Annotated in this window: 24 protein-coding genes and 2 tRNA genes; 8 read left to right on the forward strand and 18 right to left on the reverse strand. The window is 71.4% G+C overall.

Going from position 1 to position 22,451, the window contains the following annotated elements; translation table 11 throughout:
• Window positions 1-8 precede the first annotated feature (8 nt).
• From rpmF to JNB62_RS04440, 4 genes are read right to left on the reverse strand one after another with little or no spacing between them, the layout of a single operon-like run.
• Window positions 9-218, reverse strand: a complete 210-nt coding sequence (gene rpmF, locus JNB62_RS04425; protein ID WP_141894301.1) for a 50S ribosomal protein L32 — start codon at window positions 216-218, stop codon at window positions 9-11.
• 2 nt (window positions 219-220) lie between these two features.
• Window positions 221-766 (reverse strand): YceD family protein, encoded by a 546-nt coding sequence (locus JNB62_RS04430; protein ID WP_220299945.1) that lies wholly within the window; start codon window positions 764-766, stop codon window positions 221-223.
• 41 nt (window positions 767-807) lie between these two features.
• Entirely contained in the window at window positions 808-1,305 is a 498-nt protein-coding gene (gene coaD / locus JNB62_RS04435; RefSeq protein WP_220299661.1) for a pantetheine-phosphate adenylyltransferase, read from the reverse strand.
• A gap of 39 nt (window positions 1,306-1,344) precedes the next feature.
• Window positions 1,345-3,507: an ATP-dependent DNA helicase RecG gene (locus JNB62_RS04440; protein WP_220299662.1), complete on the reverse strand. Its 2,163-nt coding sequence runs from the start codon at window positions 3,505-3,507 to the stop codon at window positions 1,345-1,347.
• Window positions 3,508-3,588: 81 nt separating this feature from the next.
• Here JNB62_RS04440 and rsmD point away from each other — a divergent pair, with 81 nt between their 5' ends.
• Complete coding sequence (gene rsmD, locus JNB62_RS04445; protein ID WP_220299663.1) at window positions 3,589-4,152, forward strand: 16S rRNA (guanine(966)-N(2))-methyltransferase RsmD; 564 nt, start codon at window positions 3,589-3,591, stop codon at window positions 4,150-4,152.
• An 8-nt stretch (window positions 4,153-4,160) separates the two neighbouring features.
• Here rsmD and thiL read toward each other — a convergent pair whose 3' ends face one another.
• Window positions 4,161-5,156, reverse strand: coding sequence for a thiamine-phosphate kinase (gene thiL / locus JNB62_RS04450; protein ID WP_220299664.1), 996 nt, complete (start codon window positions 5,154-5,156; stop codon window positions 4,161-4,163).
• Window positions 5,157-5,213: 57 nt separating this feature from the next.
• Between thiL and JNB62_RS04455 the strand changes: the two genes are divergently transcribed.
• Entirely contained in the window at window positions 5,214-5,711 is a 498-nt protein-coding gene (locus JNB62_RS04455; protein ID WP_220299665.1) for a DUF3515 family protein, read from the forward strand.
• 14 nt (window positions 5,712-5,725) lie between these two features.
• On the opposite strand, the gene JNB62_RS04460 is transcribed toward JNB62_RS04455, so the two are convergent.
• The 7 genes from JNB62_RS04460 to JNB62_RS04490 all read right to left on the reverse strand — a co-directional run bounded on the left by JNB62_RS04460 (window position 5,726) and on the right by JNB62_RS04490 (window position 13,409).
• Entirely contained in the window at window positions 5,726-6,817 is a 1,092-nt protein-coding gene (locus JNB62_RS04460) for a D-alanine--D-alanine ligase family protein (protein WP_220299666.1), read from the reverse strand.
• Window positions 6,717-7,853, reverse strand: coding sequence for an NAD(P)H-dependent glycerol-3-phosphate dehydrogenase (locus tag JNB62_RS04465; protein ID WP_220299667.1), 1,137 nt, complete (start codon window positions 7,851-7,853; stop codon window positions 6,717-6,719). The genes JNB62_RS04460 and JNB62_RS04465 overlap by 101 nt, the downstream gene beginning before the upstream one ends.
• Window positions 7,843-8,607, reverse strand: a complete 765-nt coding sequence (locus tag JNB62_RS04470; RefSeq protein WP_222855714.1) for a lysophospholipid acyltransferase family protein — start codon at window positions 8,605-8,607, stop codon at window positions 7,843-7,845. The genes JNB62_RS04465 and JNB62_RS04470 overlap by 11 nt, the downstream gene beginning before the upstream one ends.
• Window positions 8,608-8,611: 4 nt before the next feature.
• Window positions 8,612-9,994: a UDP-N-acetylglucosamine 1-carboxyvinyltransferase gene (gene murA / locus JNB62_RS04475; RefSeq protein WP_220299669.1), complete on the reverse strand. Its 1,383-nt coding sequence runs from the start codon at window positions 9,992-9,994 to the stop codon at window positions 8,612-8,614.
• A 111-nt stretch (window positions 9,995-10,105) separates the two neighbouring features.
• Window positions 10,106-10,702 (reverse strand): 3-isopropylmalate dehydratase small subunit, encoded by a 597-nt coding sequence (gene leuD / locus JNB62_RS04480; protein WP_220299670.1) that lies wholly within the window; start codon window positions 10,700-10,702, stop codon window positions 10,106-10,108.
• 1 nt (window position 10,703) lies between these two features.
• Complete coding sequence (gene leuC, locus JNB62_RS04485; protein ID WP_220299671.1) at window positions 10,704-12,176, reverse strand: 3-isopropylmalate dehydratase large subunit; 1,473 nt, start codon at window positions 12,174-12,176, stop codon at window positions 10,704-10,706.
• Between the two features lie 195 nt (window positions 12,177-12,371).
• Window positions 12,372-13,409: a TerC family protein gene (locus tag JNB62_RS04490; protein WP_220299672.1), complete on the reverse strand. Its 1,038-nt coding sequence runs from the start codon at window positions 13,407-13,409 to the stop codon at window positions 12,372-12,374.
• Window positions 13,410-13,676: 267 nt separating this feature from the next.
• On the opposite strand from JNB62_RS04490, the gene JNB62_RS04495 reads away from it, so the two are divergent.
• Genes JNB62_RS04495 through JNB62_RS04510 form a run of 4 tightly spaced genes read left to right on the forward strand, consistent with a single transcriptional unit; the run spans window position 13,677 to window position 16,179 of the window.
• Window positions 13,677-14,246 carry an RNA polymerase sigma factor gene (locus tag JNB62_RS04495; protein ID WP_220299673.1) on the forward strand — a complete coding sequence of 190 codons (570 nt, stop codon included), beginning with the start codon at window positions 13,677-13,679 and terminating at the stop codon, window positions 14,244-14,246.
• A complete protein-coding gene (locus JNB62_RS04500) occupies window positions 14,243-15,442 on the forward strand; it encodes a DUF4349 domain-containing protein (RefSeq protein ID WP_220299674.1) in 1,200 nt (399 codons plus the stop codon). The genes JNB62_RS04495 and JNB62_RS04500 overlap by 4 nt, the downstream gene beginning before the upstream one ends.
• A gap of 27 nt (window positions 15,443-15,469) precedes the next feature.
• Window positions 15,470-15,832: a YidH family protein gene (locus JNB62_RS04505; protein ID WP_220299675.1), complete on the forward strand. Its 363-nt coding sequence runs from the start codon at window positions 15,470-15,472 to the stop codon at window positions 15,830-15,832.
• Window positions 15,829-16,179, forward strand: coding sequence for a DUF202 domain-containing protein (locus JNB62_RS04510; RefSeq protein WP_220299676.1), 351 nt, complete (start codon window positions 15,829-15,831; stop codon window positions 16,177-16,179). The genes JNB62_RS04505 and JNB62_RS04510 overlap by 4 nt, the downstream gene beginning before the upstream one ends.
• A 60-nt stretch (window positions 16,180-16,239) precedes the next feature.
• On the opposite strand, the gene JNB62_RS04515 is transcribed toward JNB62_RS04510, so the two are convergent.
• Window positions 16,240-16,315 (reverse strand) — tRNA-Glu (locus JNB62_RS04515).
• A 41-nt stretch (window positions 16,316-16,356) separates the two neighbouring features.
• Window positions 16,357-16,432: transfer RNA gene (locus JNB62_RS04520), tRNA-Glu, on the reverse strand.
• Window positions 16,433-16,540: 108 nt separating this feature from the next.
• On the opposite strand from JNB62_RS04520, the gene JNB62_RS04525 reads away from it, so the two are divergent.
• Entirely contained in the window at window positions 16,541-17,176 is a 636-nt protein-coding gene (locus tag JNB62_RS04525) for an MBL fold metallo-hydrolase (protein ID WP_220299677.1), read from the forward strand.
• A 114-nt stretch (window positions 17,177-17,290) separates the two neighbouring features.
• Here JNB62_RS04525 and JNB62_RS04530 read toward each other — a convergent pair whose 3' ends face one another.
• From JNB62_RS04530 to JNB62_RS04545, 4 genes are all read right to left on the reverse strand, one after another.
• On the reverse strand, window positions 17,291-17,560 hold the full coding sequence (locus tag JNB62_RS04530) for an HPr family phosphocarrier protein (RefSeq protein ID WP_220299678.1): 270 nt from the start codon (window positions 17,558-17,560) through the stop codon (window positions 17,291-17,293).
• 80 nt (window positions 17,561-17,640) lie between these two features.
• Window positions 17,641-19,677 carry a PTS fructose transporter subunit IIABC gene (locus JNB62_RS04535; protein WP_220299679.1) on the reverse strand — a complete coding sequence of 679 codons (2,037 nt, stop codon included), beginning with the start codon at window positions 19,675-19,677 and terminating at the stop codon, window positions 17,641-17,643.
• A gap of 35 nt (window positions 19,678-19,712) precedes the next feature.
• Window positions 19,713-20,654 (reverse strand): 1-phosphofructokinase family hexose kinase, encoded by a 942-nt coding sequence (locus JNB62_RS04540; protein WP_220299680.1) that lies wholly within the window; start codon window positions 20,652-20,654, stop codon window positions 19,713-19,715.
• Window positions 20,651-21,430 (reverse strand): DeoR/GlpR family DNA-binding transcription regulator, encoded by a 780-nt coding sequence (locus JNB62_RS04545; protein ID WP_220299681.1) that lies wholly within the window; start codon window positions 21,428-21,430, stop codon window positions 20,651-20,653. The genes JNB62_RS04540 and JNB62_RS04545 overlap by 4 nt, the downstream gene beginning before the upstream one ends.
• A 91-nt stretch (window positions 21,431-21,521) precedes the next feature.
• Between JNB62_RS04545 and JNB62_RS04550 the strand changes: the two genes are divergently transcribed.
• Window positions 21,522-22,448 (forward strand): aminoglycoside phosphotransferase family protein, encoded by a 927-nt coding sequence (locus JNB62_RS04550; RefSeq protein WP_220299682.1) that lies wholly within the window; start codon window positions 21,522-21,524, stop codon window positions 22,446-22,448.
• Window positions 22,449-22,451 lie beyond the last annotated feature (3 nt).

The raw sequence follows: 22,451 nt of genomic DNA on the forward strand, positions 1-22,451 counted from the left end.
TGCGACGATCAGACGTCGGCGACCTTGCGGCCCTTGTACTCGAGGAACAGCTCCGTGCCCTGCGAGTCGGTGACGACCTTCGCCTGGTGCGGACGGCTGTAGACGGTCTTGCCGTTCTCGACGGTCTTGACGAGCGTGGTCGGCGTGGCCTTCCACTGCGCGCGACGCGAGCGGGTGTTCGAACGGGAAACCTTGCGCTTCGGGGGGTTACCTGCCATGGCTAACTCTCTTCTGTCGGATCATCCCCGCGCGAGCGGGGAACGTCTGGGGTGAAGTCCTGGAGCGCGGCCCATCGTGGATCGGCCGGCTGGCTCAGCTCTGCACCGGCACTCTCGGTCAGTCGCTCACCCGTGGCCGGATCAAGGCCGGGGCAATCCGGCTGACATACCGGCTGAAATGGAAGCGACAGGACGACCGCTTCCCTGACCAGAGTTTCAAGATCCACGTGGTCGTCTTGAACCTCGAAGTCAGCTTCGTCTTCTCCAGGATACGCGAAAAGCTCCTGGAACTCGACTTGGAGCCCCTGGGCGATGTCGGTGAGGCATCGTCCACACACTCCGGTGTACTCGGTGTCGACGTCCCCGGACACGAGGATGCCCTCGTGGACGGACTCCAGCCGCACGTCCACGGCGACCGTCTCGCCCTCGGCGACAGACACGAGACCCTCGCCCCATTTCTCGGGCGCGGGGACCTCGAAGGAGTGCTCGCGCATCTCGCCGGCGCGGTGCACGAGATCGCGGACCGGGATCGCGAACGGACCCGTCACATGCTTTCTGACCACGGTTCCAGCCTAGCCGCGTCCGGCCCTCAGATGCCCCGCGCTCCCGTGTCGAGGAACCTCGCGACGGCGGCGGGCACATACGGCGAGACGTCCCCTCCGAGCGACGCGACCTGCCGCACCAGTGAGCTCGAGACCAGCGCATGAGCGGGGTCGGGCAGCAGGAAGACCGTCTCGACATGCGCGAGATGCCGGTTGACGATGGCCATCGGCGTCTCGTATGCCACGTCGACCTGCGAGCGGATCCCCTTGACGAGCACGCCGGCGCCCACATCGGTGGCGTAGTCGACGAGCAGGCCCATGCTCCACGACGCCACGACGACGTCCCCCTCGATGCCGCTCTCGGCGATCGACTGCTCCAGGAGCGACTGGCGCTGGGCGATCGGCAGCATGGCCTCCTTGCCCGGGTTGTGCACCACCAGCACGTGCAGCTGGTCGTACAGCGACGCCGCACGGCGGATGACGTCGAGATGACCGAGGGTCGGCGGATCGAACGATCCCGGGACGACGGCGATCCGGCTGCTCATGCCGAAAGCCTACCGGGCCGTGACGCGTGCTCTCCGCGCTCAGTTCTTGGCCAGGGCGGCCCGTTCGGCCATCCCCACGCTGTGCTCGAGCGCGGCGGCGAGCCCCGGGTTGCGGATGAGCGCGGGGTCGTCCTCGAGCACGTTCTCTGCCGCGGTGCGCGCCTCGGCGATGACGTCGGCGTCCTTCACGACGCGCAGCAGTCGCAGCGACGAACGCGCGCCGGACTGCGCGTCGCCCAGCACGTCTCCCTCGCCGCGCAGCTCGAGGTCGACCTCGGCGAGGGCGAACCCGTCCAGCGTCGAGGCGACCGCCTCGACGCGGTCGCGGGCGGGCGTGCCCTGGGCCGCCTCGGTCACCAGCAGGCACAGCCCGGGCACCCCGCCTCGGCCGACGCGACCGCGCAGCTGGTGCAGCTGCGACACCCCGAAGCGGTCGGCCTCGAGGATCGCCATGGTCGACGCGTTGGGCACGTCCACGCCGACCTCGACGACGGTCGTCGCCACGAGCACATCGACGTCGCCCCGCGCGAAGGCCTGCATGACGGCATCCTTCTCGTCCGAGGGCATCTTGCCGTGCAGGATCTGCACGCGGATGTCGGTGAACGAGGGATGCCGCGACAGCAGATCGGCGACCTGCACGACCCCCCATCGCGTGCGGGGCGCCTCCCCCGCCGCATCGCCCGCGGGCTCGTCGGCGGTGTCGTCTTTCATGAGGGCTTCGGCGTCGATCGCGGCGCAGACGACGAACGCCTGACGACCCTGTGCGACCTCTTCGGCGATGCGCTCCCACACGCGCCCGAACCAGCCCGGCTTCTCGGCGAGCGGTGCCACGAACGTCTCGATGGCGGCACGGCCTGCGGGCATCGTGCGGATCGTCGACACGTCGAGGTCGCCGAAAACGGTCATCGCGACGGTGCGCGGGATCGGGGTCGCGGTGAGCACGAGCGCGTGCGGCGACGAGCCCTTCGCTCGCAGCGACTCGCGCTGCTCGACGCCGAACCGATGCTGCTCGTCGACGACGACGAGGCCGAGGTCCGCGAACGTCGTGGACTCGCTGAGGAGCGCGTGGGTGCCCACCACGATGCGCGCCTGCCCGGAGGCCGCGCGCAGCGCCGCCTTGCGGCGCTCGGCCGCCGGCAGCTGGCCGGTGAGCAGCGTCGGCATCAGCTCGGGCGCGAGCTGCGGTCCGAGCATGCGGGCGATCGAGCGCACGTGCTGCGCCGCGAGGACCTCGGTGGGCGCGATGAGCGCGGACTGCCCGCCGTCCTGCGCGACCTGCAGCATAGCCCGCAGCGCGACGAGGGTCTTGCCGGACCCGACCTCGCCCTGCACGAGGCGGTTCATCGGCCAATCGCCCTGCAGGTCACGGGCGATCTGCTCGCCGACGCTGACCTGGTCGGGCGTGAGGGGGAACGGCAGGGCCGCGTCGAAGCGTTCCAGCAGCGAGCCGGGGCTGCGGCGCGTGGCAGACATCGCCCGCACGAACGCGCGCTGCTGCAGCAGGGCGACCTGCAGCACGAACGCCTCCTGCATGCGCAGCGTGGCACGCGCCTGGTCGATCTCGTCGAACTGCTGCGGGCGATGGATGCGCTCGAGGGCGGTCCGCGCGTCGAGCAGATCGTGTCGAGCCCGCACCTCGAGCGGCAGCGGCTCGGGGATCTCTCCCAGGCCGTCCAGCACCAGTTCGACGGTCTTCTGCAGCTGCCAGCTGGCGACGGTGCTCGTCGCGGGGTAGATCGGGATCGGCAGATGGATGTTCTCTGCCGCCTTCAGGCGCGCGGCGTCCTCGTCGTCGAACAGCTCGTAGTCGGGATGGGCCAGCTGCTGCGCGCCGCGGTAGACGCCCACCTTGCCCGCGAAGATGCCCTGGCGGCCCGGCTTCAGATCGCGCACCCGCCATGACTGGTTGAAGAACGTGAGCGACATCTCGCCGTTGCCGTCGCTGATGACGACTTCGAGCAGCGACCCGTTGCGGTTCTTCATGCGACGCTCGTTGACACGGCGCACCTCGGCCACGATCGTCACCGGCTCGCCGATCGGCAGGGTCGAGATCGGTGTGAGCTCACCGCGACGCGCGTAGCGACGCGGGTAGTGCACGAGCAGATCCCCCACGGTCTTCATCCCGAAGGCGCGCTCCAGGGCGCCCGCCGTCTTGCCGCCGATCGCGCCGCCCAGGCGCGAATCGAGGGTGAAGGACGTCATGGCTCGAGGCTATCGCGCGGCCCCGACAGGCAGCGACGCGTCCGACGCGGCAGCCGTCGCCGCGCGGGCTATCGTGAGGGGGTGACGCGCATCATCGCGGGCCGCGCCGGCTCCCTCGTGCTCGACGTGCCGGACGCCGGCACGCGCCCCACCAGCGACCGCGTGCGCGAATCCCTGTTCGGCGCGCTGGAGGCCTCGGGCGTCCTGGACGGCGCCGCCGTGCTGGACCTCTACGCCGGGTCGGGCGCTCTCGGGCTGGAGGCGGCCAGCCGTGGTGCGGCATCCGTCGATCTCGTCGAGAAGGCGCCCCGCGCCGCGACCGTGGCCCAGCGCAACGCAGGCCGGGTGGCGAAGGCCGTCGGCGACGGCACGGCGATCCGCGTGCACCGGTCGGCCGTCGACGCGTACCTGCGCGGGGCGCACGGCCCCTTCGACCTCGTCTTGCTCGACCCGCCGTACGACGTGGGCGAGACGGAGCTCGCCGCCACGCTCGCACTGCTCGCACCGCTGGTGGCGGACGACGCGACCGTCATCATCGAGCGAGCGTCGCGCTCGCCCGAGCCCGCGCTGCCCGTGAGTCTCGTGCCGACGCGCTCCAAGCGCTACGGCGACACCACGCTGTGGTGGGCCACGACCGCGCCCTGAGGCACGGCTCAGCCGGTGCGGGCGTCCCAGTCCCGGTACGGGTCCCACCCCGCGCGACCCTCGTAGCGCGCGCCGTCGACGAGGACGGGGTCGTCGCCGCGCGCTACGACACGGCCGATCCGGCGGAATCCCGACGGCAGAGCGGCGTCGGGCGGGAACGTGGCGAGCAGCGCATGATCCTCGCCTCCCGTGAGCGCGGAGGACGCGTCGTCCCCGAGCGTCGCCGAATCGAGGGCGAGCGAGACCCCGGATGCCTCGGCCAGGCGCGATGCGTCCAGCAGGAGCCCGTCCGACACATCCATCATGGCCGTGGCTCCGGCGTCGGCCGCGACCGGGCCCAGCGCCACCGGCGGGGCCGGACGCAGCTGCGCGGCGAGGTCGTCGCGCTCGGCCGGCGTGAGGACGCGCTCGTCGACCGGGAGCGGTGCGTGCGCGGCATCCGTGAACCGCCCGAACAGCACGCGCAGCCCACGCGCTGCTCGTCCGAGGTCGCCGGCCACCGCGACGACGTCGCCGGCGCGTGCACCGGAGCGCAGCACCGGAGCGCGACCCGCGAGCGCCCCCAGGGCGGTGACGGCGACGGTCAGGGTGTCCGAGACGGTGAGGTCGCCGCCCTCGACGCGGCACCCCGGCGCGAGGTCGCGGCACGCGGCGCGGAGCCCGTCGGCCAGGCCGGTGACGAACGACAGACGCGTCGACTCGGGCATCGCCAGCGCCACGAGCAGCGCTGTCGGCGTCGCCCCCATCGCGGCCACGTCGGCGAGGTTCACCGCCGCGGCCTTGTAGCCGAGGTCGTACGCGCTCGACCACGCGAGGCGGAAGTCTGGCCCGTGCACGAGCGTGTCGACGGTCGCGACGACGCGGCCGTCGGCCGCGGCGATCACCGCGGCGTCGTCGCCGGGACCGACCAGCGCGTTCGACTCACCGAGGCGCTCCAGGATCGCCCGCAGGATCGCGCCCTCGCTCAACTCGCCCACCGTCGGATCCGCGTGCTCGTCGACCATCCGTCCACGGTACCGTCGCGGATCGGGATGCCGTCACGCCCGGGTTAGCCTGGAGGGGTGCGCGTCATCCCGACCCTGTTCGCCGCCGGACTCGCGGCCGTCGCCGCGTTCGGCCTGGCCGGATGCTCGACGACCGTCGACATGGATCCTGCCAAGGACGCGAATGATCCCGCCTGCGCAGAGGTGAGCGTGCGACTGCCCGACACCGTCGACGGCCAGTCGCGCATCTGGACCGACGCGCAGGCGACCGGTGCCTGGGGCAACGACGGCTCGGCGATCCTGCTGCGCTGCGGCGTGACGCCGCCCGGCCCGACCGAGGCGAAGTGCATCACGCTGGGCGGCGTCGACTGGATCGTGGACGAGACGCAGGCGCCGAAGTACCTCGTGACGTCGTACGGGCGTGAGCCTGCCGTCGAGGTGTTCATCGACAACGAGGTCGTCTCGTCGAACGAGGTGCTCACGCAGCTCGGCGAACGCGTCGTGCAGAACGCCACGAAGAGCGAATCGGCGTGCACCAACACCGAGACGCTGCTCGACGACGCCACTGCGGGCTGAGAGCCCGCCGGGCCTCAGGCGACCGCCCGTTCGAGCGCGGTGTCGATCAGCTCGGTGATGAGCTCGGGATACGTCATGCCCGACGCGATCCAGCACTTCGGGAACATCGAGATCGGGGTGAATCCCGGCATCGTGTTCAGCTCGTTCACGTAGAGCCCGTCGGCCGCGAGGAAGAAGTCCACGCGCGCGAGCCCGCGGCCGTCGACGGCGTCGAATGCGCGCACGCCGAGCTCCTGGATCGCGGCGATCTCGGCGTCCGTGAGGTCGGCCGGGCACACGACGTCGGCCCCCTCGCCGCCGAGGTACTTGCCCTCGAAGTCGTAGAACTCGCGGGTGGTGAGCACGATCTCGCCCGGAAGGGAGGCGCGCGCGCCGGCACCGCCGCGCCCCTCGAGCACCGCCACCTCGACCTCGCGACCGACGATGGCCGACTCGATGAGAACCTTGTCGTCCTCCGCGAACGCCAGCGCGAGCGCCGCGTCCAGCTCGGAGGCGTCGTGGACCTTCGAGACGCCGACGCTCGACCCTGCGCGCGCGGGCTTCACGAACGACGGCTCACCCAGGGCCGCGGCATCCGCCCGCACGCCCTCGGGATCGCGCTCCCAGCGTGCGCGCGTGACCGTGACCCACGGCGACACCGGCACGCCCGCGGCGGCCAGCACGATCTTCATGAAGTGCTTGTCCATGCACAGCGCGGAATCGAGGACGCCGCCGCCCGCGTACGGGATCTCGAGCGTGTCGAAGAAGCCCTGGATGGTGCCGTCCTCGCCGTGCACGCCGTGCAGGATCGGCAGCACCACGTCGAGGCGGCCGAGCTCGTCGACCGAGCCGTCGGCGCGGCGGACCCGCAGCGCGCGGTCGCCCACCTCGGGCCACACCACGCGCGTGCCGTTGTCGATCACCTCGGGGAGGCGGTCGGCGTCGAGGGCGAACTTGTCGGGGTCGTCGTCCTCCAGGACGAACACGCCGTCGCGCGTGATGCCGACCGGGATCACCCGGTAGCGGTCACGGTCGATCGCCCGCAGCACCCCGCCCGCCGTTGCGGAACTGATCGAGTGCTCGCTGGATCGACCGCCAAAGAGCACCGCCACCGCCGGCTTGTCCATTCTGCGTCCTCTCCCCCTGCGGGGTGTCGTCGTCTGTCGTCAGGTGGGGCGCGATGTCTCGAGGGTTCATCGTGCCGTCGAGCACCATCTTGACCTGCTCGACGATCGGCATCTGCACCCCGACCTCGCGCGCCAGCTGCAGGATGGGCGCGACCGAGGCGAGCCCTTCCGCCGTCTGGTTCATCTGCTTGACCACGTCGTCGAAGCGGTAGCCCTGACCGAGCAGGCGCCCGGCGGTGTTGTTGCGGCTGAGCGGCGACTGGCACGTGGCGATGAGGTCGCCCAGGCCTGCGAGACCCTGCAGCGTCTCGGGCTGCGCGCCGAACGCCACCGCGAAGTCGGTCATCTCGACGAGGCCTCGCGTGATGATCGAGGCCTTCGTGTTCTCGCCGTAGCCGACGCCGTCGACGATGCCGATCGCGACGGCGATGAGGTTCTTGAGCACACCGCCGAACTCGGTGCCGATCACGTCCGTGTTGACGAACGTGCGGAAGTACGCGTTGCGCGCGCGTCGTGCGACGGCCTCCGCCGTCTCTTGGCTGATCGAGGCGATCACGGCGGCCGTCGGCTGCTCCCGCGCGATCTCGAGCGCGAGGTTCGGCCCGGACGCCACCGCGATGCGGGCCGGATCACAGCCCAGCTCCTGCTCGATGACCTGGCTCATGCGCAGGCCGGTGCGGCGCTCGACGCCCTTCATGAGCGACACGATCGGCGCGTCGGTCTTCGAGATCAGCGGCCGCACGGCCTTGAGGTTCTGACGCACCGCCTGGCTCGGGATCGACAGGTACACCTGCTCGGCGCCCTCCAGCGCCTCCGACAGGTGGTGCGTCGCGTGCATGTCACGCGGAAGGTTGATGCCGGGAAGGTACTCGCTGTTGCGCTTGCCCTCCTGGATCTCGCCCGCGAGCTCGGGGCGCCGTGCCCACATGGTCACGTGGGCGCCGCCGTCCGCGAGGACCTTGCCGAACGTCGTCCCCCAGCTGCCGGCGCCGACGACGGCGACGCGGGGCCTGCTGGACTCCTGCCTACGACTCAAGGCGCCCCGTCTCTTTCTGCCCGTGGTCGGCGGGGTTCCACCGGGCCGCGGGGGCAGGCTCGCCGCGCAGCTGCGACAGCAGTCCCGCGATGTCGGCCATCACGACGTCGGTGGCGGCGACCAGGGCGGTCTGCGAGTTCGCGGTCTCGGCGTACGCCGAGACGTCGACGGGGTCGCCGACGATCACGCGCACGCGGCGGCGCAGCGGCCACAGCTTGAGCTTTCCGTAGCGGGGAAGCACCTGCTGTGCGCCCCACTGCGCCATCGGGATGATCGGGATGCCGCCGGCCAGCGCCAGCCGCACGGCACCGGTCTTGCCACGCATGGGCCACAGATCGGGCTCGCGGGTGAGCGACCCCTCGGGGTACACGATGACCCCGCGACCGTGCCGGACGAGCGTCTCGGACGCCTCGAGGGTCGCGCGCGCAGCGGCCGCCGACGTCGCCCGCGACACCGGCACCATGCCGGTGCGACGCAGCACCCAGCCGAGGACGGGCACGCGGAAGAGGCTCTCCTTCGCCATGAACCGCGGTGCGCGTCCCATGCGCCACACGGCGATGGCCACGACGAGCGGGTCGATCTCGCTCACGTGGTTCGGGGCCAGGACGAACGCGCCCTCGCGCGGCAGCTTCTCGGACCCCTCGATCTCGATCTTGAACACGAGACCCATGAGCGGGACGATGATGGCCGCGAGCGGCCAGAAGAGACTCGGACGCGTCTTCTCGGTCGAAGCGCGCGGACGACGGGGACTCAACGGGTCACCCGATGACGTCGAAGTCGGCACCGAGCATCTCGAGCTTGGTGAGGAACTTCTCGTACCCGCGGCGGATGATGCCGATGTTGCGCACCACCGACTCGCCCTCGGCGGTCAGCGCCGCGATGACATAGCTGTAGCCGCCGCGGAGGTCGGGAACGACGACGTCGGCGCCGTGCAGCGGCGTCGGCCCGTTGATCACGGCCGCCTGCTCGAGAGCGCGGCGCGCGACGCGGCGGCCGGGTGCGTCGATGCCGTCAGGGTGCACGACGATGTCGGCGCCCATCTGGTTGAGAGCCTCGGTGAATCCCAGCCGGTTCTCGTACACCGTCTCATGGACGGTCGACACGCCCTCGGCCTGGGTGAGCGCCACGATGAGCGGCTGCTGCCAGTCGGTCATGAAGCCGGGGTGGACGTCGGTCTCGACGACGACGGGCTTGATCGCGCCGCCGCGACGGAACTGGATGCCGTCCTCGCGCACGTCGAACCAGCCGCCCGCCTTTCGGAAGACGTTGAGGAAGGTCAGCATCTCCTGCTGGCGGGCGCCGCCGACGAAGATGTCGCCGTCGGTCGCGAGCGCGGCGCACGCCCACGAAGCGGCCTCGTTGCGGTCGAAGATCGCGCGGTGGTCGTAGCCCTGCAGCGAGTCGACGCCTTCGATGAGGATGACGCGGTTGGGCTCGTACGAGATGATCGCGCCCATCTTCTGCAGCACGGCGATCAGGTCCATGATCTCGGGCTCGATCGCCGCACCACGCAGCTCGGTCGTGCCCTTCGCCTTGACGGCGGTGAGCAGCACCTGCTCGGTCGCGCCGACGCTCGGGTAGGGCAGTTCGATGTTCGCGCCGTGCAGGCCGTTCGGGGCCGTGATGCGGATGCCCTCGTAGCTCTTGTCGACGACGGCGCCGAACGCGCGCAGCGCGTCCATGTGGAAGTTGATGGGACGGTCGCCGATGCGGCAGCCGCCGAGGTCGGGGATCAGCGCCTCGCCGAGCAGGTGCAGGAGCGGGCCGCAGAAGAGGATCGGGATGCGCGAGGCACCGGCGTGCGCGTCGATCTCTTCGAAGTGCGCGGCGACGGCGCCGCTGGGATCGAAGTGGAGCGTCCCCTCTTCTTCGCCGTCCCACACGCGGACCCCGTGGACCTCGAGGAGCGAGCGCACCACGGCGACATCGCTGATGTCGGGTACGTCGCGCAGCGTGCTGGTCGTCTCACCCAGGAGCGCGGCGACCATCGCCTTGGTGACGAGGTTCTTGGCGCCCTTCACCTCGACACGGCCCGTCAGCGGGCGGCCGCCGCGGATGGCGAGGACTTCACCGTTCACGTGCTTCTCTCCCGACTTCGCGATCGTCTCGGCGCCCGCGGCGACATTCAGAAGCGACTTCATCCGGTGGACCTCACTGTATTGGTCGGGGGCTGTCGCCCGAGGGGGTGCCCGGGGTGTTGCCCGAGGGCGGCTGCTGTGGACCGGGCGCCCTGGTGGGGCGCCCGACCCGGCTCACGGAACGGGAAGCGTCCGTGGCCGCCACGCCTCGCGGCGCGCCTCGAACTGCGCGATCCTGTCGGCTTCGCGCAGCGTGAGCCCGATGTCGTCGAGTCCTTCGAGAAGCCGCCACCTAGTGTAATCGTCGATGTCGAAAGGGATCTCCAGCGCGCCGACCGTGGCGGTGCGCGACTGCAGATCGACCGTCATCGGGATGCCGGGCTCGGCCTCGATGGCGGCCCACACCGCCTCGAGGTCGGACTCCGAGATCACGCCCGTGACCAGGCCCTGCTTGCCGGCGTTGCCGCGGAAGATGTCGGCGAAGCGCGGACTCAGGACGACCTTGAATCCGAAGTCGCGCAGGGCCCACACGGCGTGTTCGCGGCTCGAACCGGTGCCGAAGTCGGGCCCCGCCACGAGGATGCTGGCGCCCTGGTAGGCGGGCTGGTTCAGCACGAACTCGGGGTCCTGACGCCAGCTGGCGAACAGGGCGTCGTCGAAGCCGGTCTTCGTGACGCGCTTGAGGTAGACAGCGGGGATGATCTGGTCGGTGTCGACCGCGGAGCGCTTCAGCGGGGCTGCGACTCCGGTGTGGCTGGTGAACTTCTCCATGTCAGGCTCCCTGTCCGTCCGCGGCCGATCCCACGAGCTCAGCGAGGTCGCTCGGGCTCGAGAGCGTGCCGCGCACCGCCGTGGCGGCGGCGACGAGCGGCGACACCAGGTGCGTGCGACCGCCCTTGCCCTGACGGCCCTCGAAGTTGCGGTTGCTCGTCGACGCGCACCGCTCGCCCGGTGCCAGCTGGTCGGGGTTCATGCCGAGGCACATCGAGCAGCCCGCGAACCGCCACTCGGCGCCGAACTCCTCGAAGATCTTGTCGAGGCCCTCGGCCTCGGCCTCCAGGCGCACGCGGGCAGAGCCCGGCACGACCATGACGCGCACCCCGTCGGCCTTCTTGCGGCCCTTGACGACCGACGCGAAGGCGCGCAGGTCTTCGATGCGGCTGTTGGTGCACGACCCCATGAACACGGCGTCGACGGCGACGTCCTTCAGGGGCGTGCCCGGCTGCAGGTCCATGTACTCCAGCGCACGCTCGGCGGCGGCGCGCTCGTTCGGGTCTGCGATGTCGGAGGGCGTCGGGACGACGTCCGACAGCGACACGCCCTGCCCGGGGTTCGTGCCCCACGTGACGAAGGGCTCGAGCTCGTTCGCGTCGAGGAACACCTCGGCGTCGTACACGGCGCCCTCGTCGCTGGGCAGCGTGCGCCAGTACGCGACGGCGTCGTCCCAGTCCTTGCCCTTCGGCGCGTGCGGACGGCCCTCGAGGTACGCGAACGTGGTCTCGTCGGGCGCCACCATGCCGGCGCGCGCACCCGCCTCGATCGACATGTTGCACATCGTCATGCGGCCCTCCATCGACAGCGACCGGATGGCGCTGCCGCGGTACTCCAGCACGTAGCCCTGACCGCCGTTGGTGCCGATCTTCGCGATGACGGCGAGGATGATGTCCTTCGCGGTCACGCCGGGCTTCAGCTCGCCTTCGACGGTGATCGCCATGGTCTTGAACGGCTTGAGCGGCAGGGTCTGCGTGGCCAGCACGTGCTCGACCTCGCTCGTTCCGATGCCGAAGGCCATGGCTCCGAAGGCGCCGTGCGTCGAGGTGTGCGAATCGCCGCACACGACAGTGATTCCCGGCATCGTGAGGCCCAGTTGAGGGCCGACGACGTGGACGATGCCCTGCTCCTTGTCGCCCAGCGAGTGCAGGCGCACGCCGAACTCCTCGGCGTTGCGGCGGAGCGTCTCGATCTGCGTGCGGCTGGTGAGGTCGGCGATCGGCTTGTCGATGTCGAGCGTCGGCGTGTTGTGGTCCTCGGTGGCGATGGTCAGGTCGAGTCGCCGGACGGGGCGCCCCTCGGCGCGGAGGCCGTCGAAGGCCTGCGGGCTCGTGACCTCGTGCACCAGGTGCAGGTCGATGTAGATGAGATCGGGCTGGCCGTCCTCGCCGCGGACGACGACGTGGTCGTCCCAGACCTTCTCAGCCAGTGTGCGGGGGCGGTCCGGGATGCCGGATGCGTCGATCGTGCTCATTGCTCTGTCGTTCTCCTCGGATCAGACGGCGCCCGCGACAAACCGGGGCCGTGAGGGGTGGGGGCCCGCGACGAACTCCGCGACGAGGGAGGCCTGGAACTAGGACTCGTCGCGGCCGCTAAGGAGAAGGCGAGCGATCCGCACGAGCCCAGGCTACCACCGGCTCGGCGGACCTCGGCTCGCGCGGACCCGGCGTCAGTGCCCCTCGGAGCCCGCGGAGCCCTCGACGGCGGGGGCGGCATCCCCGTCTCTGCGCTTGTCGCGAGCCGACGCGATGAGGCTCGCGATCGTCGCCACCGCCATCGACACGACGATGACGCCGAGCGACATCCAGGTCGAGATCTCGGGCGCCCACTCGATGTGCTCGCCGTTGTTGATGAACGGCAGCTCGTTGACGTGCATGGCGTGGAACACGAGCTTCAGTCCGATGAAGGCGAGGATGAACGCGATGCCGTAATGCAGGTAGCGCAGGCGGTCGAGCAGGTCGCCCAGCAGGAAGTAGAGCTGCCGCAGACCCATGAGGGCGAAGATGTTCGCCGTGAACACGATGAACGCGCTCTGGGTGATGCCGAAGATCGCCGGGATCGAGTCGATCGCGAACAGCAGGTCGGTGACCCCGATCGTGACGAACACGATGATCATCGGCGTCCACATCTTCTTGCCGCCGACGACCGTGCGGATCTTGGCGCCGTCGTACTCGTCGCTGATGTCGATGAAGCGCCGGAGCACGCGCACGACGAAGCCCTCCTGGCGGACCTCGTCGTCGTGGTCGCCGCCCGGGAAGGCCTGCCGGATGGCCGTCCACACCAGGAACGCGCCGAAGAGGTAGAACACCCAGCTGAACTGCTCGATGATGGCGGCGCCCAGCAGGATGAAGATGCCGCGCAGCACGAGGGCGATGATGATGCCCACCATCAGGACTTCCTGCTGGTAGCGGCGGGGCACGGCGAACTGGCTCATGATCAGCACGAACACGAAGAGGTTGTCGATCGACAGGCTGTACTCGGTCAGCCAGCCGGCGACGAACTGCCCTGCGTACTCACCGCCCGCGAAGATCCACATCAGCCCCGCGAAGATCAGCGCGAGCGTCACATAGAACAGGACCCACAGCGTCGATTCCCTCGCGGAGGGGATGTGGGGGCGCTTGAGGATCAGCAGCAGGTCGGCGATGAGGATGAGCGTCAGGATCACGAGGGATCCGATTTCGAACCACAGCGGGAGGTCGAGGTCCATTGCGGGCCTTTCGAGAGGGCGAGGAGGGGTCGGTCGAATCCGAAAGTCTCTCCCCCGCAGACCGATCGGCCTGCGTCACGCACCCGGGGTCGCACTGTCGGGACCCGTGATGACGGATGCGCGGTGTCGGGATACTCCCTCTCGCTCGCATCAGGATACAGGCTCGGGATGCCGCCTCCGCGCGATCCCGGCGGATCCGGCTGAGACGATCCGGGCTGTGCCGACACCGGTTGAGTGAGAGATGATTCGAAGGTTCGGAGGACGGGGATGGCTGACGACGGTTCGCACGACGACCCGCAGGACGACGCCGCGCTGGCGGCGCTGGCCGCGGGCGGCAGCGAGCGCGCCTTCCGCACCCTGTACCGCGCCTACGTGCGCCCGGTGTACTGGCTCGCCCACGGACTGGTCGGCAACCCCGCCGACGCCGAGGAGGTCACGCAAGAGACCTTCCTGGTCGCGTGGCGCAAGCTCCCCGGCTTCGAGCTGGCGGGAGAGTCGCTGCTGCCGTGGCTGGCGACCATCTGCCGGTTCCAGGCCGCGAACCGCGTGCGCCGGCAGCGGCGCGACCGCGAGCACACCGCCGCCCCCGCCGACGAGAGCCTGCCCGACACGATCGACGTCGAGCAGCAGGTGGTCGACGGTGCGCTCGCCGACGCGATCCTGCGAGAGGTGGCCGGCCTCGGCGACCTCGACCGCGAGATCTTCCGGCTGTGCGCGACCGAGGGCTACGCATACCAGGCGGCTGCCGAGCAGCTCGGCGTCACGCACGGCGTCGTCCGCAATCGTCTCTCCCGCATCCGCACGCGTCTGCGGACCGTCGTGAAGGAGAGCACATGAACACGCAGCCACGGGACCCGCAGGGTGCGGCATCCCTTCCCGAACTCAGCCCACAGCGCATCGACGAGATCGAGGACGCGCTGTTCGCCGACATCGCGCGCGAGCGTTCGAGGGCGACCGCGCAGCGCCGGCGACGCGGACGCTACTGGATCGCCGGCGGAGCGGCGGCCGCGGTGATCGTCGTCGCCGCCGTCATCGCCCCATCCGTCGGCACGCTCGTGTCACCGACCGGAACCGCCGACGGCTCGGCCGTCGCGCCGGCGGCGCCCGACACGGGAGCCGCCGACAGCACGGCGGAGTCCAGCGCCGGTTCGCGCGACTCCGCGCCGCTGGTGGGCGGCGCCGATTCCGCCGGCGGCGCCTCGGACTCCGCCGCGCAGTCGTCCGGACGCGACATCGTGACCACGGCGTCGGCGACGGTCACCGTCGACGACGTCAACGCCGCCGCACGGTCGGTCGCCGGTACGGCGGAGTCCCACGGCGGCTACGTCGAATCGATGAGCATCGGCACCGACGGCACCGTGCAGCCCGTCGAGCCGATGCAGGGCGACACGCTCGGCGGCGTCGTCGCCCCCGACGTCATGCCCTACCCGGTGCCCACCGACGGTGCCTGGATCACGGTGCGCGTGCCCGCCGACGAGCTGCCCGCGGTGCTCGGCTCACTCGACGACCTCGGCACGGTCACCGCGACCGACGTCAGCCGACAGGACGTCACGGCGCAGACGGTTGACCTGCAGGCGCGCATCGACGCCGCCCAGGCATCCGTCGACCGCCTCACCGCCCTCATGGCGCAGGCCCAGAGCGTCTCGGACCTGATCGCCGCGGAGTCCGCGCTGTCGGAACGGCAGGCCCTGCTGGAGTCGTATCAGCAGCAGCTGAAGATGCTCGACGACCAGGTCGCGACGTCGACCCTGTCGGTGACGCTGACACCTGACATCCAGCCGGTGGAGGCCGACCCCGCGGGCTTCGGCGACGGGCTCGCAGCCGGCTGGAACGGCCTCGTCGCGACCCTCAACGGCATCGTGGTGGCGCTCGGGTTCCTCATCCCGTGGATCGCCGTCGCGGCGGTCGCCGCACTCATCGTGTGGCTGATCGTGCGCACGGTGCGCCGGCGGCGGGCGGCACGGTCCGCCGGCACGCCGGAGGCCGCGGCATCCCTCGACGAGCGCCGGTCCGACGACGAACACCAGGACTGAGCGGCGGGGCGTGGCTACTGTGGAACGGTGACCTCGCGCAGATTCCCCCGGTCGGTCTACGAGAGCGGTGCGGAACCCGACGCGCGGTTCAGCCTGGCGAACGAACGCACCTTCCTCGCCTGGAACCGCACGGCCCTCGCCCTCATCGCCGGCGGCGTCGCGCTGGAGGCGCTCGGCCTGGACCTGCAGCCAGGACTGCGGCTGGCGGCGTCCCTCGTGCTCATCGCGGCCGGGGTGATCGTGCCGGTTCTGGCGTGGTCGGAGTGGGGCCGGACCGAGCGCGCGCTGCGCGCCGGGTCGCCGCTGCCGGGCTCGGCGACGAGCCTCGCGCTGGCCGCGACCATCGTGCTGGTCGGCGCCCTCGTGCTGCTGGGCGTCGTCCTGCGATGAGCAGCCGGTCGCTGTTCGACTCCGGCCTGCAGCCGGAGCGGACGGAGCTCGCCTGGCGGCGCACGGCGCTGGCCATCGGCATCGGGTCGCTGCTGTCGCTGCGCGTCCTCCCGGCGGCCGTCGGCGACCCGGCGTGGGGCGCGGTCTGGCTCGCGCCGGGGATCGTCGGCCTCGCGTTCGCGGTGCTGCTGTGGTTCGGCGCCCGTGCGCGGCATCGCCGCCTCACGCGCGCCCTGCTCGCCGACCGCCCCGAGGACGTGCCCGGCAGCGGCCTCATGCTGCTGCTCGCGCTGTTCGTGATGGGGTGCGGAGTTCTGTCGGCAGCCTTCGTGCTGTGGCTCACATGACGGTCTCGCCGTCCGGAACGACGAACGCCCCCGCAGTCGGACTGCGGGGGCGTTTCGTCGTGGTGACCCCAGCGGGATTCGAACCCGCGTTACCGCCGTGAGAGGGCGGCGTACTAGGCCGCTATACGATGGGGCCGTACAGCGATCCGGAGCGTAAACTCCGGGATGTTGCCTGACTGGTGACCCCAGCGGGATTCGAACCCGCGTTACCGCCGTGAGAGGGCGGCGTACTAGGCCGCTATACGATGGGGCCGTTCAGGCAACCGTTCGATTATGCCACGCCGCGCATGCCCGGTCCAAATCGACCCGGCCGCGGGGCCCCGGCTTGCCGTGGGCCGCTCGTGAGCGCTTGACTCGAGCCATGCGAGTCACCAAGTTCGAGCACGCGACGCTCACCCTCACCGACAGCGGCCGGACCATCGTCATCGACCCCGGGTCGTTCACGGCTCCGCTCGGCGAGCTGGACGACGTCGTCGCGATCGTCGTCACGCACGAGCACGCCGACCACTGGACGGCTGACCACCTCCAGCGTCTCCTCGAGCAGTTCCCCGGTACGCCGATCTACGGCCCCGAGGGGGTCGCGAAGGCGGCCAGCGGGTTCGACGTGACGGTCGTCCACCCGGGCGACACCGTCGAGCTCGAGCCCTTCCGACTGGAGTTCTTCGGCGGCACGCACGCGGTGATCCACCGCTCGATCCCGGTCGTCGACAACGTGGGTGTGCTGGTCAACGATGAGTTCTACTATCCGGGCGACTCGTACGCCGAGCCGGGGCGACCCGTCAAGCTGCTCGCGGCGCCGGTCGGCGCGCCGTGGCTCAAGATCGGCGAGGCCATGGACTTCGTCCTCGCCGTCAAGCCGCGGCAGGTCTTCGGGACCCACGACCTCACGCTCTCGGTCGCGGGGCGCGACATGGGACGCGCCCGCCTGGGCTGGGCGGCCGAGCAGGACGGCGGCGAGCTGCTCACCCTCGACCCCGGCGAGTCCGTCGACATCTGACCCGGCGCACGTACCGCCCGGACGCACGAGACGACGGATGCTGCGGCGGCTTCGACCCGCGGCATCCGTCGTCTCGTCTTCGCTCACCCGCACCGGAGCCGGGCGAGAACCTGCCTACTGTGCGTCGAGATCGGTCTCGAGCAGCGCCACGAGCTCGTCGAGCGCCTGCTCGGCACCCTCGCCCTCGGCCTTGAGCGTCACGACCGTGCCCTGCGATGCGCCGAGCCCCATGAGCGACAGGATGCTGCCGGCGTTGAGGTCGGCCCCGCCTTCGACCGCGATCGTCACCGGGACGGGCTGGGACTGGACGGCCTGCACGAACAGCTTCGCGGGGCGCGCGTGCAGCCCGGAGCTGCTCGCGATGGTGGCCTGACGTTCTGCCATGGTTCTCTCCTGTCTGGTCCGACGCGCCCGTCGGAACGGATGTGGGCGCGTCGACGATCCGATTCTGTCTGACGAGCGGGTCAGGCCGCCACGGGTACGCCCGATTCGGCCTGCTCCAGCTCCTTGCGGGCGACGAAGCGCTTGAGGGCGATGACGGCGAACGCCGACACGATGGTGCCCGCAGCCAATGCCGCGACGAAGCCCCAGATCGGGTCGATCGCGAAGAAGACGAAGATGCCGCCGTGCGGGGCGAGCGACTGCACGCCGAACGCCATCGACAGTCCTCCGGTGACGGCGCCGCCGAGCATCGAGGCCGGGATGACGCGCAGCGGATCGGCCGCGGCGAACGGGATCGCGCCCTCGCTGATGAACGCGGCACCCAGCAGCCATGCCGCCTTGCCGTTCTCGCGCTCCACCGGCGGGAACAGCGGGCGCGCGAGGACCGTCGAGGCGAGGGCCATCGCGAGCGGCGGCACCATGCCCGAGCACATCACCGCCGCCATGATGAGGTAGGGCGTCGGGTTCTCGGGCGAGCCGGCGGCGAGCCCGGCGGTGGCGAACGCGTACGCGACCTTGTTGACCGGTCCGCCGAGGTCGAAGCACATCATGAGTCCGAGGATGATGCCGACCACCACGATGCCCGACGTGCCGGCGAGCTCGGTCAGCCACGCGTTGAGGCCGTCCATGAGTGCGGCGATCGGGCGGCCGAGGAACAGCACCATCAGCCCCGACGCGACGATCGAGGCGAGCAGGGGGATGATCGCCACCGGCATGAGGCCACGCAGCCAGCGCGGCACCGACCATGTGCCGATCCACCAGGCGACGAAGCCGGCAAGGAGGCCGCCCACCATGCCGCCGATGAAGCCGGCGTTCATGAGCGCGGCGACGGCGCCCGCGACGAAACCGGGTGCGATGCCCGGGCGGTCGGCGATCGCGAAGGCGATGTAGCCCGCCAGCGCCGGGACCAGGAAGCCCATCGACGTGGAGCCGATCATGAAGGCGACCGATCCGAGGTACTGGCCGAGGCCGCCCGCCGGAAGGTCCCACAGCGAGTTCTGGAGGATGACGTCCTTCGCGTCCGCCGTGACGTCGTACCCGCCCAGCAGGAACCCGAGCGCGATGAGCAGGCCGCCGCCCGCGACGAAGGGGATCATGTAGCTCACGCCGGTGAGCAGGATGCGCTGGATGCGGGCGCCCCACGACAGCTTCTCGGAGGGGGTGGATGCCGCAGCCGCCGCCTCACCGCCGACACGGGTCGCCGACGGGTCGTTCGCCGCGGCGACCGCTTCGGCGATCAGCTGCGCGGGCTGCTCGATGCCGCGCTTGACGCCCGAGCGCACGACCGGCTTGCCGGCGAACCGCTGCGGTTCGCGCACGTCGACGTCTGTCGCGAAGATGACCGCGTCGGCGCCGTCGATGACCTCTCGTGGCAGCGCCTGGTAGCCGCTGGAGCCCTGGGGCTCGACGATCACGTCGACGCCTGCCTTCTTGCCCGCCGCCGTCAAGGCGTCGGCGGCCATGAAGGTGTGCGCGATCCCCGTGGCGCACGCCGTCACGGCGACGATGCGTGCGGGTCGGCCGCCGATGCTCGACACCTCGGCCGCGGGGGCCGCCGCCGCGGACGCCGCGGCCCGCGGTGCGTCAGCGGGCCGGGATGCGGCATCCCCCTCCCCGATGGCGGCGCGCACGATGGCGACCACCTCGTCCTCGGTGGCGGCGGCACGCAGGCCGGCGGTGAACTCCTCCTGCATGAGGCTGCGGGCGAGCTTCGACAGCACGGCGAGGTGGGCCTCTGCCGCATCGGCGGGCGCCGCGATGAGGAAGACGAGGTCGGCCGCACCGTCCGGCGCACCGAAGTCCACGCCCGGGTTCAGGCGGGCGAACGCGAGCGAGGGCGTCGTGACGGCGGAGCTCTTCGCGTGAGGGATGGCGATGCCCCCGGGAAGACCGGTCTCATCCTTCTGCTCACGGGCCCACGCGTCGGCGTAGAGCGCCTCGGCGTCGGTCGCGCGTCCCTGCGCGACGACGCGCTCGGCGAGCGAGCGGATGACGGCGGATTTGTCGGCGCCGAGGGCGGCGTCCAGGCTCACGAGGCCTGGGGCGATGGTGTCTGACACGGTGACCTCCAGTGGTCGGGAATCGAGCGGGAGTCTCAGGCGAGGCGGGTGACGGGGATGTCGCCGCCCGGCAGGTCGCGGGGCGTCGGCGCCTGGGTGCCGGGAAGGGATGCCGCCGCCGCCCCGTAGCGGACGGCCAGGCGCAGTCGCTCGTCGGCGTCCTCGCCCCGGGCATCGCCCAGGACGTAGCCGGCCAGCGAGCTGTCGCCTGCACCGACGGTGCTGACGACGCGGATAGGCGGTGGGACGGCTGCCCACGCGCCGTCGGCGTCGACCAGCAGCGCGCCGCGCGCCCCGAGGGTGACCAGGGCGGCGCCCACGCGCCCGGGGACGAGAGCGCGCGCGACGTCGAGCGCCGTCCGCGCGTCCGCACCGGCCAGGTCCGCGCCGACCAGCTCGCCGAGCTCTTCGTCGTTGGGCTTGATGAGGTCGGGGCGACCATGTGCGACGACGGCCGCCAGCGCGGGACCGGACGTGTCGACGGCGATCAGGGGCGCGTGCGCGCCGTGCGCCGCGCGAACGGCGCCGATCACCCGCACGTAGAAGTCGTCGGGCACGCCGGGGGGCAGCGATCCGGCCAGCACGAGCCACGTGGCCCCGGCCGCGGCGACGACCGTGGCGTCGACGACGGCCGAGATCTCGTCGGTCGACAGACGCGCACCCGGCAGGTTGAGCTTCGTGGTGATGCCGGCGGGGTCGGTGATGGCGAGGTTCGCGCGCACGTGGCCGGCGACCGGCACGCGGTGGGCGTCGAGGCCGCTCCCCCGCAGCGCCGTGTCGAACGGATCGTCGATCGCCAGCGGCAGCACCGCGACGCACGGCTCGCCGGCGGCGGCGATCGCGCGCGCGACGTTGATGCCCTTGCCGCCGGCATCCTCTCGGGCGGACCGGGCGGCCTGCACATCGCCCACCTGCAGCGGCGCGGCCAGCGTGACCGTCCGGTCGAGCGAAGGATTGGCCGTGAGCGTGACGATCATGAGAGCCAGACCTCCACATCGGCGTCCGCGAGCGCCGACGCGAGCTCGGCGTCGGGAGCCGCGTCGGTGACGAGCACGTCGATCGCCTCGAGCGGGGCGAAGCCGACGAGCAGCTCGGCGCCGAACTTCTCGGCGTCCGCCACCACGACGACCCGGCGGGCTGCCGCGACGATCGCGCGCTTGACGGCGGCCTCATCGGGGTCGGGCGTGCTGAGACCGAACGCGGCCGACAGGCCGTTGGCGCCGATGAACGCGACGTCCGGCCGCAGCGTCCCGATCGTCCGCACGGTGTCGGCGCCGACGGCTGCCGCGGTGAGGCCGCGCACGCGACCGCCGATGAGCGACAGCGACGCACCCGGGACGGCGGCCAGGGCGTGGCCGAGCGTCAGGGAGTGGGTCACGACCTCGATGCGCTCGGTGACGAGCCGCGGCGCGAGCGCGGTGGCGACGGCCGCGGTCGTGGTGCCCGCGTCGAGGAACACGGAGCCGCTGAAGTCCGCTCCCAGCGCGTCGAGCGCACGGGCGCCGATGGCGGCCTTCGCCCCACCGTGGTGCTCCAGCCGCTCGGCGAGCGACGGCTCGCGCGTGCTGGCGCGTTCGCGACCGACGGCGCCGCCGTGCACGCGACGCAGAGCGCCGACCGACTCGAGGTGGTCGAGGTCGCGCCGGATCGTCTCGGTCGTCACGTCGAAGCGGTCTGCCAGCTCCACGACGCTGACGCGTCCCTGCGCAGCCAGCAGGAGCTCGATCTGCTCCTGGCGCTCCGTTGCGTACATCTGCGAATCCTCCCGTGGATTCCCACACAGTACAACATGTTCCAACACAAACACAAGCCCGCGCGGGTGACCGACGGAGTAGGTTCGAACGGTGCCCGACAAGCCCGCCGCCGAACTCACCATCGACGCCGAGCTCGTGCGCGCTCTCGTCGTCGCACAGGCCACGGCCCGGATCCCCGATGCCGCGGACCTCCCGCTGGTCAAGGTGGCCGAGGGCTGGGACAGCGAGGTCTGGCGCCTCGGCGACGACCTCGCGGTGCGACTCCCCCGCCGTGAGCTGGCCGCGCCGCTCGTGCTCAACGAGCAGCGGGTGCTCCCAGGCTTCGCCCGGCGCCTCGCACCGCTCGGCGTCCGCGTTCCCGAGCCGATCGTCTGCGGCGTCCCGGCGGACGACTACCCGTGGGCGTGGTCGGTCGTCCCGTGGATCGAGGGTGACCGCGGGCTGGACGTGCCGCGTCCCGACCGCGGCGGCTGGGCCGAGACACTGGCTGCAGCGCTCGTGGCGCTGCATGTCGACGCCCCCGCCGGCTACCCCGTGAACCCCGTCCGCGGGGTGCCCCTCGCCACGCGCGATGCGGCGTTCACCGATCGCCTCGCCGCGCTGAAGGTGGCCGGGACGCTGGACTCGGCGACCGCGACCGCTCTCGAAGCAGCCTGGCGCAGGGGCGTGGCGGCGTCACCGTGGGGCCGTCCGCCGGTCTGGATCCACGGCGACCTCCACCCCGGCAACCTCGTCTCGCACGACGGGGCGCTCACCGGCATCATCGACTTCGGCGATGTGACGGCCGGTGATCCCGCGTACGACCTCGGCATCGCGTGGCTGGCCTTCGACTCATCGGCGCGTGGTCGCTTCATCGCCGCGACCGGCGACCGCTACGACCCTGCCACGTGGCGCCGGGCGCACGCGTGGGCCGCGGCGGTCGTGCTCATCCTCCTCGTCCACAGCGACGACAACCCGGACTACTTCGCGTTGGCGAGGGATGCCGCCACCCAGGTGCTCGCCGACGCGCCGGCGTGACGG

The sequence above is a fragment of the Microbacterium jejuense genome (genome assembly GCF_019511665.1).
Lineage (GTDB): Bacteria > Actinomycetota > Actinomycetes > Actinomycetales > Microbacteriaceae > Microbacterium > Microbacterium jejuense_A.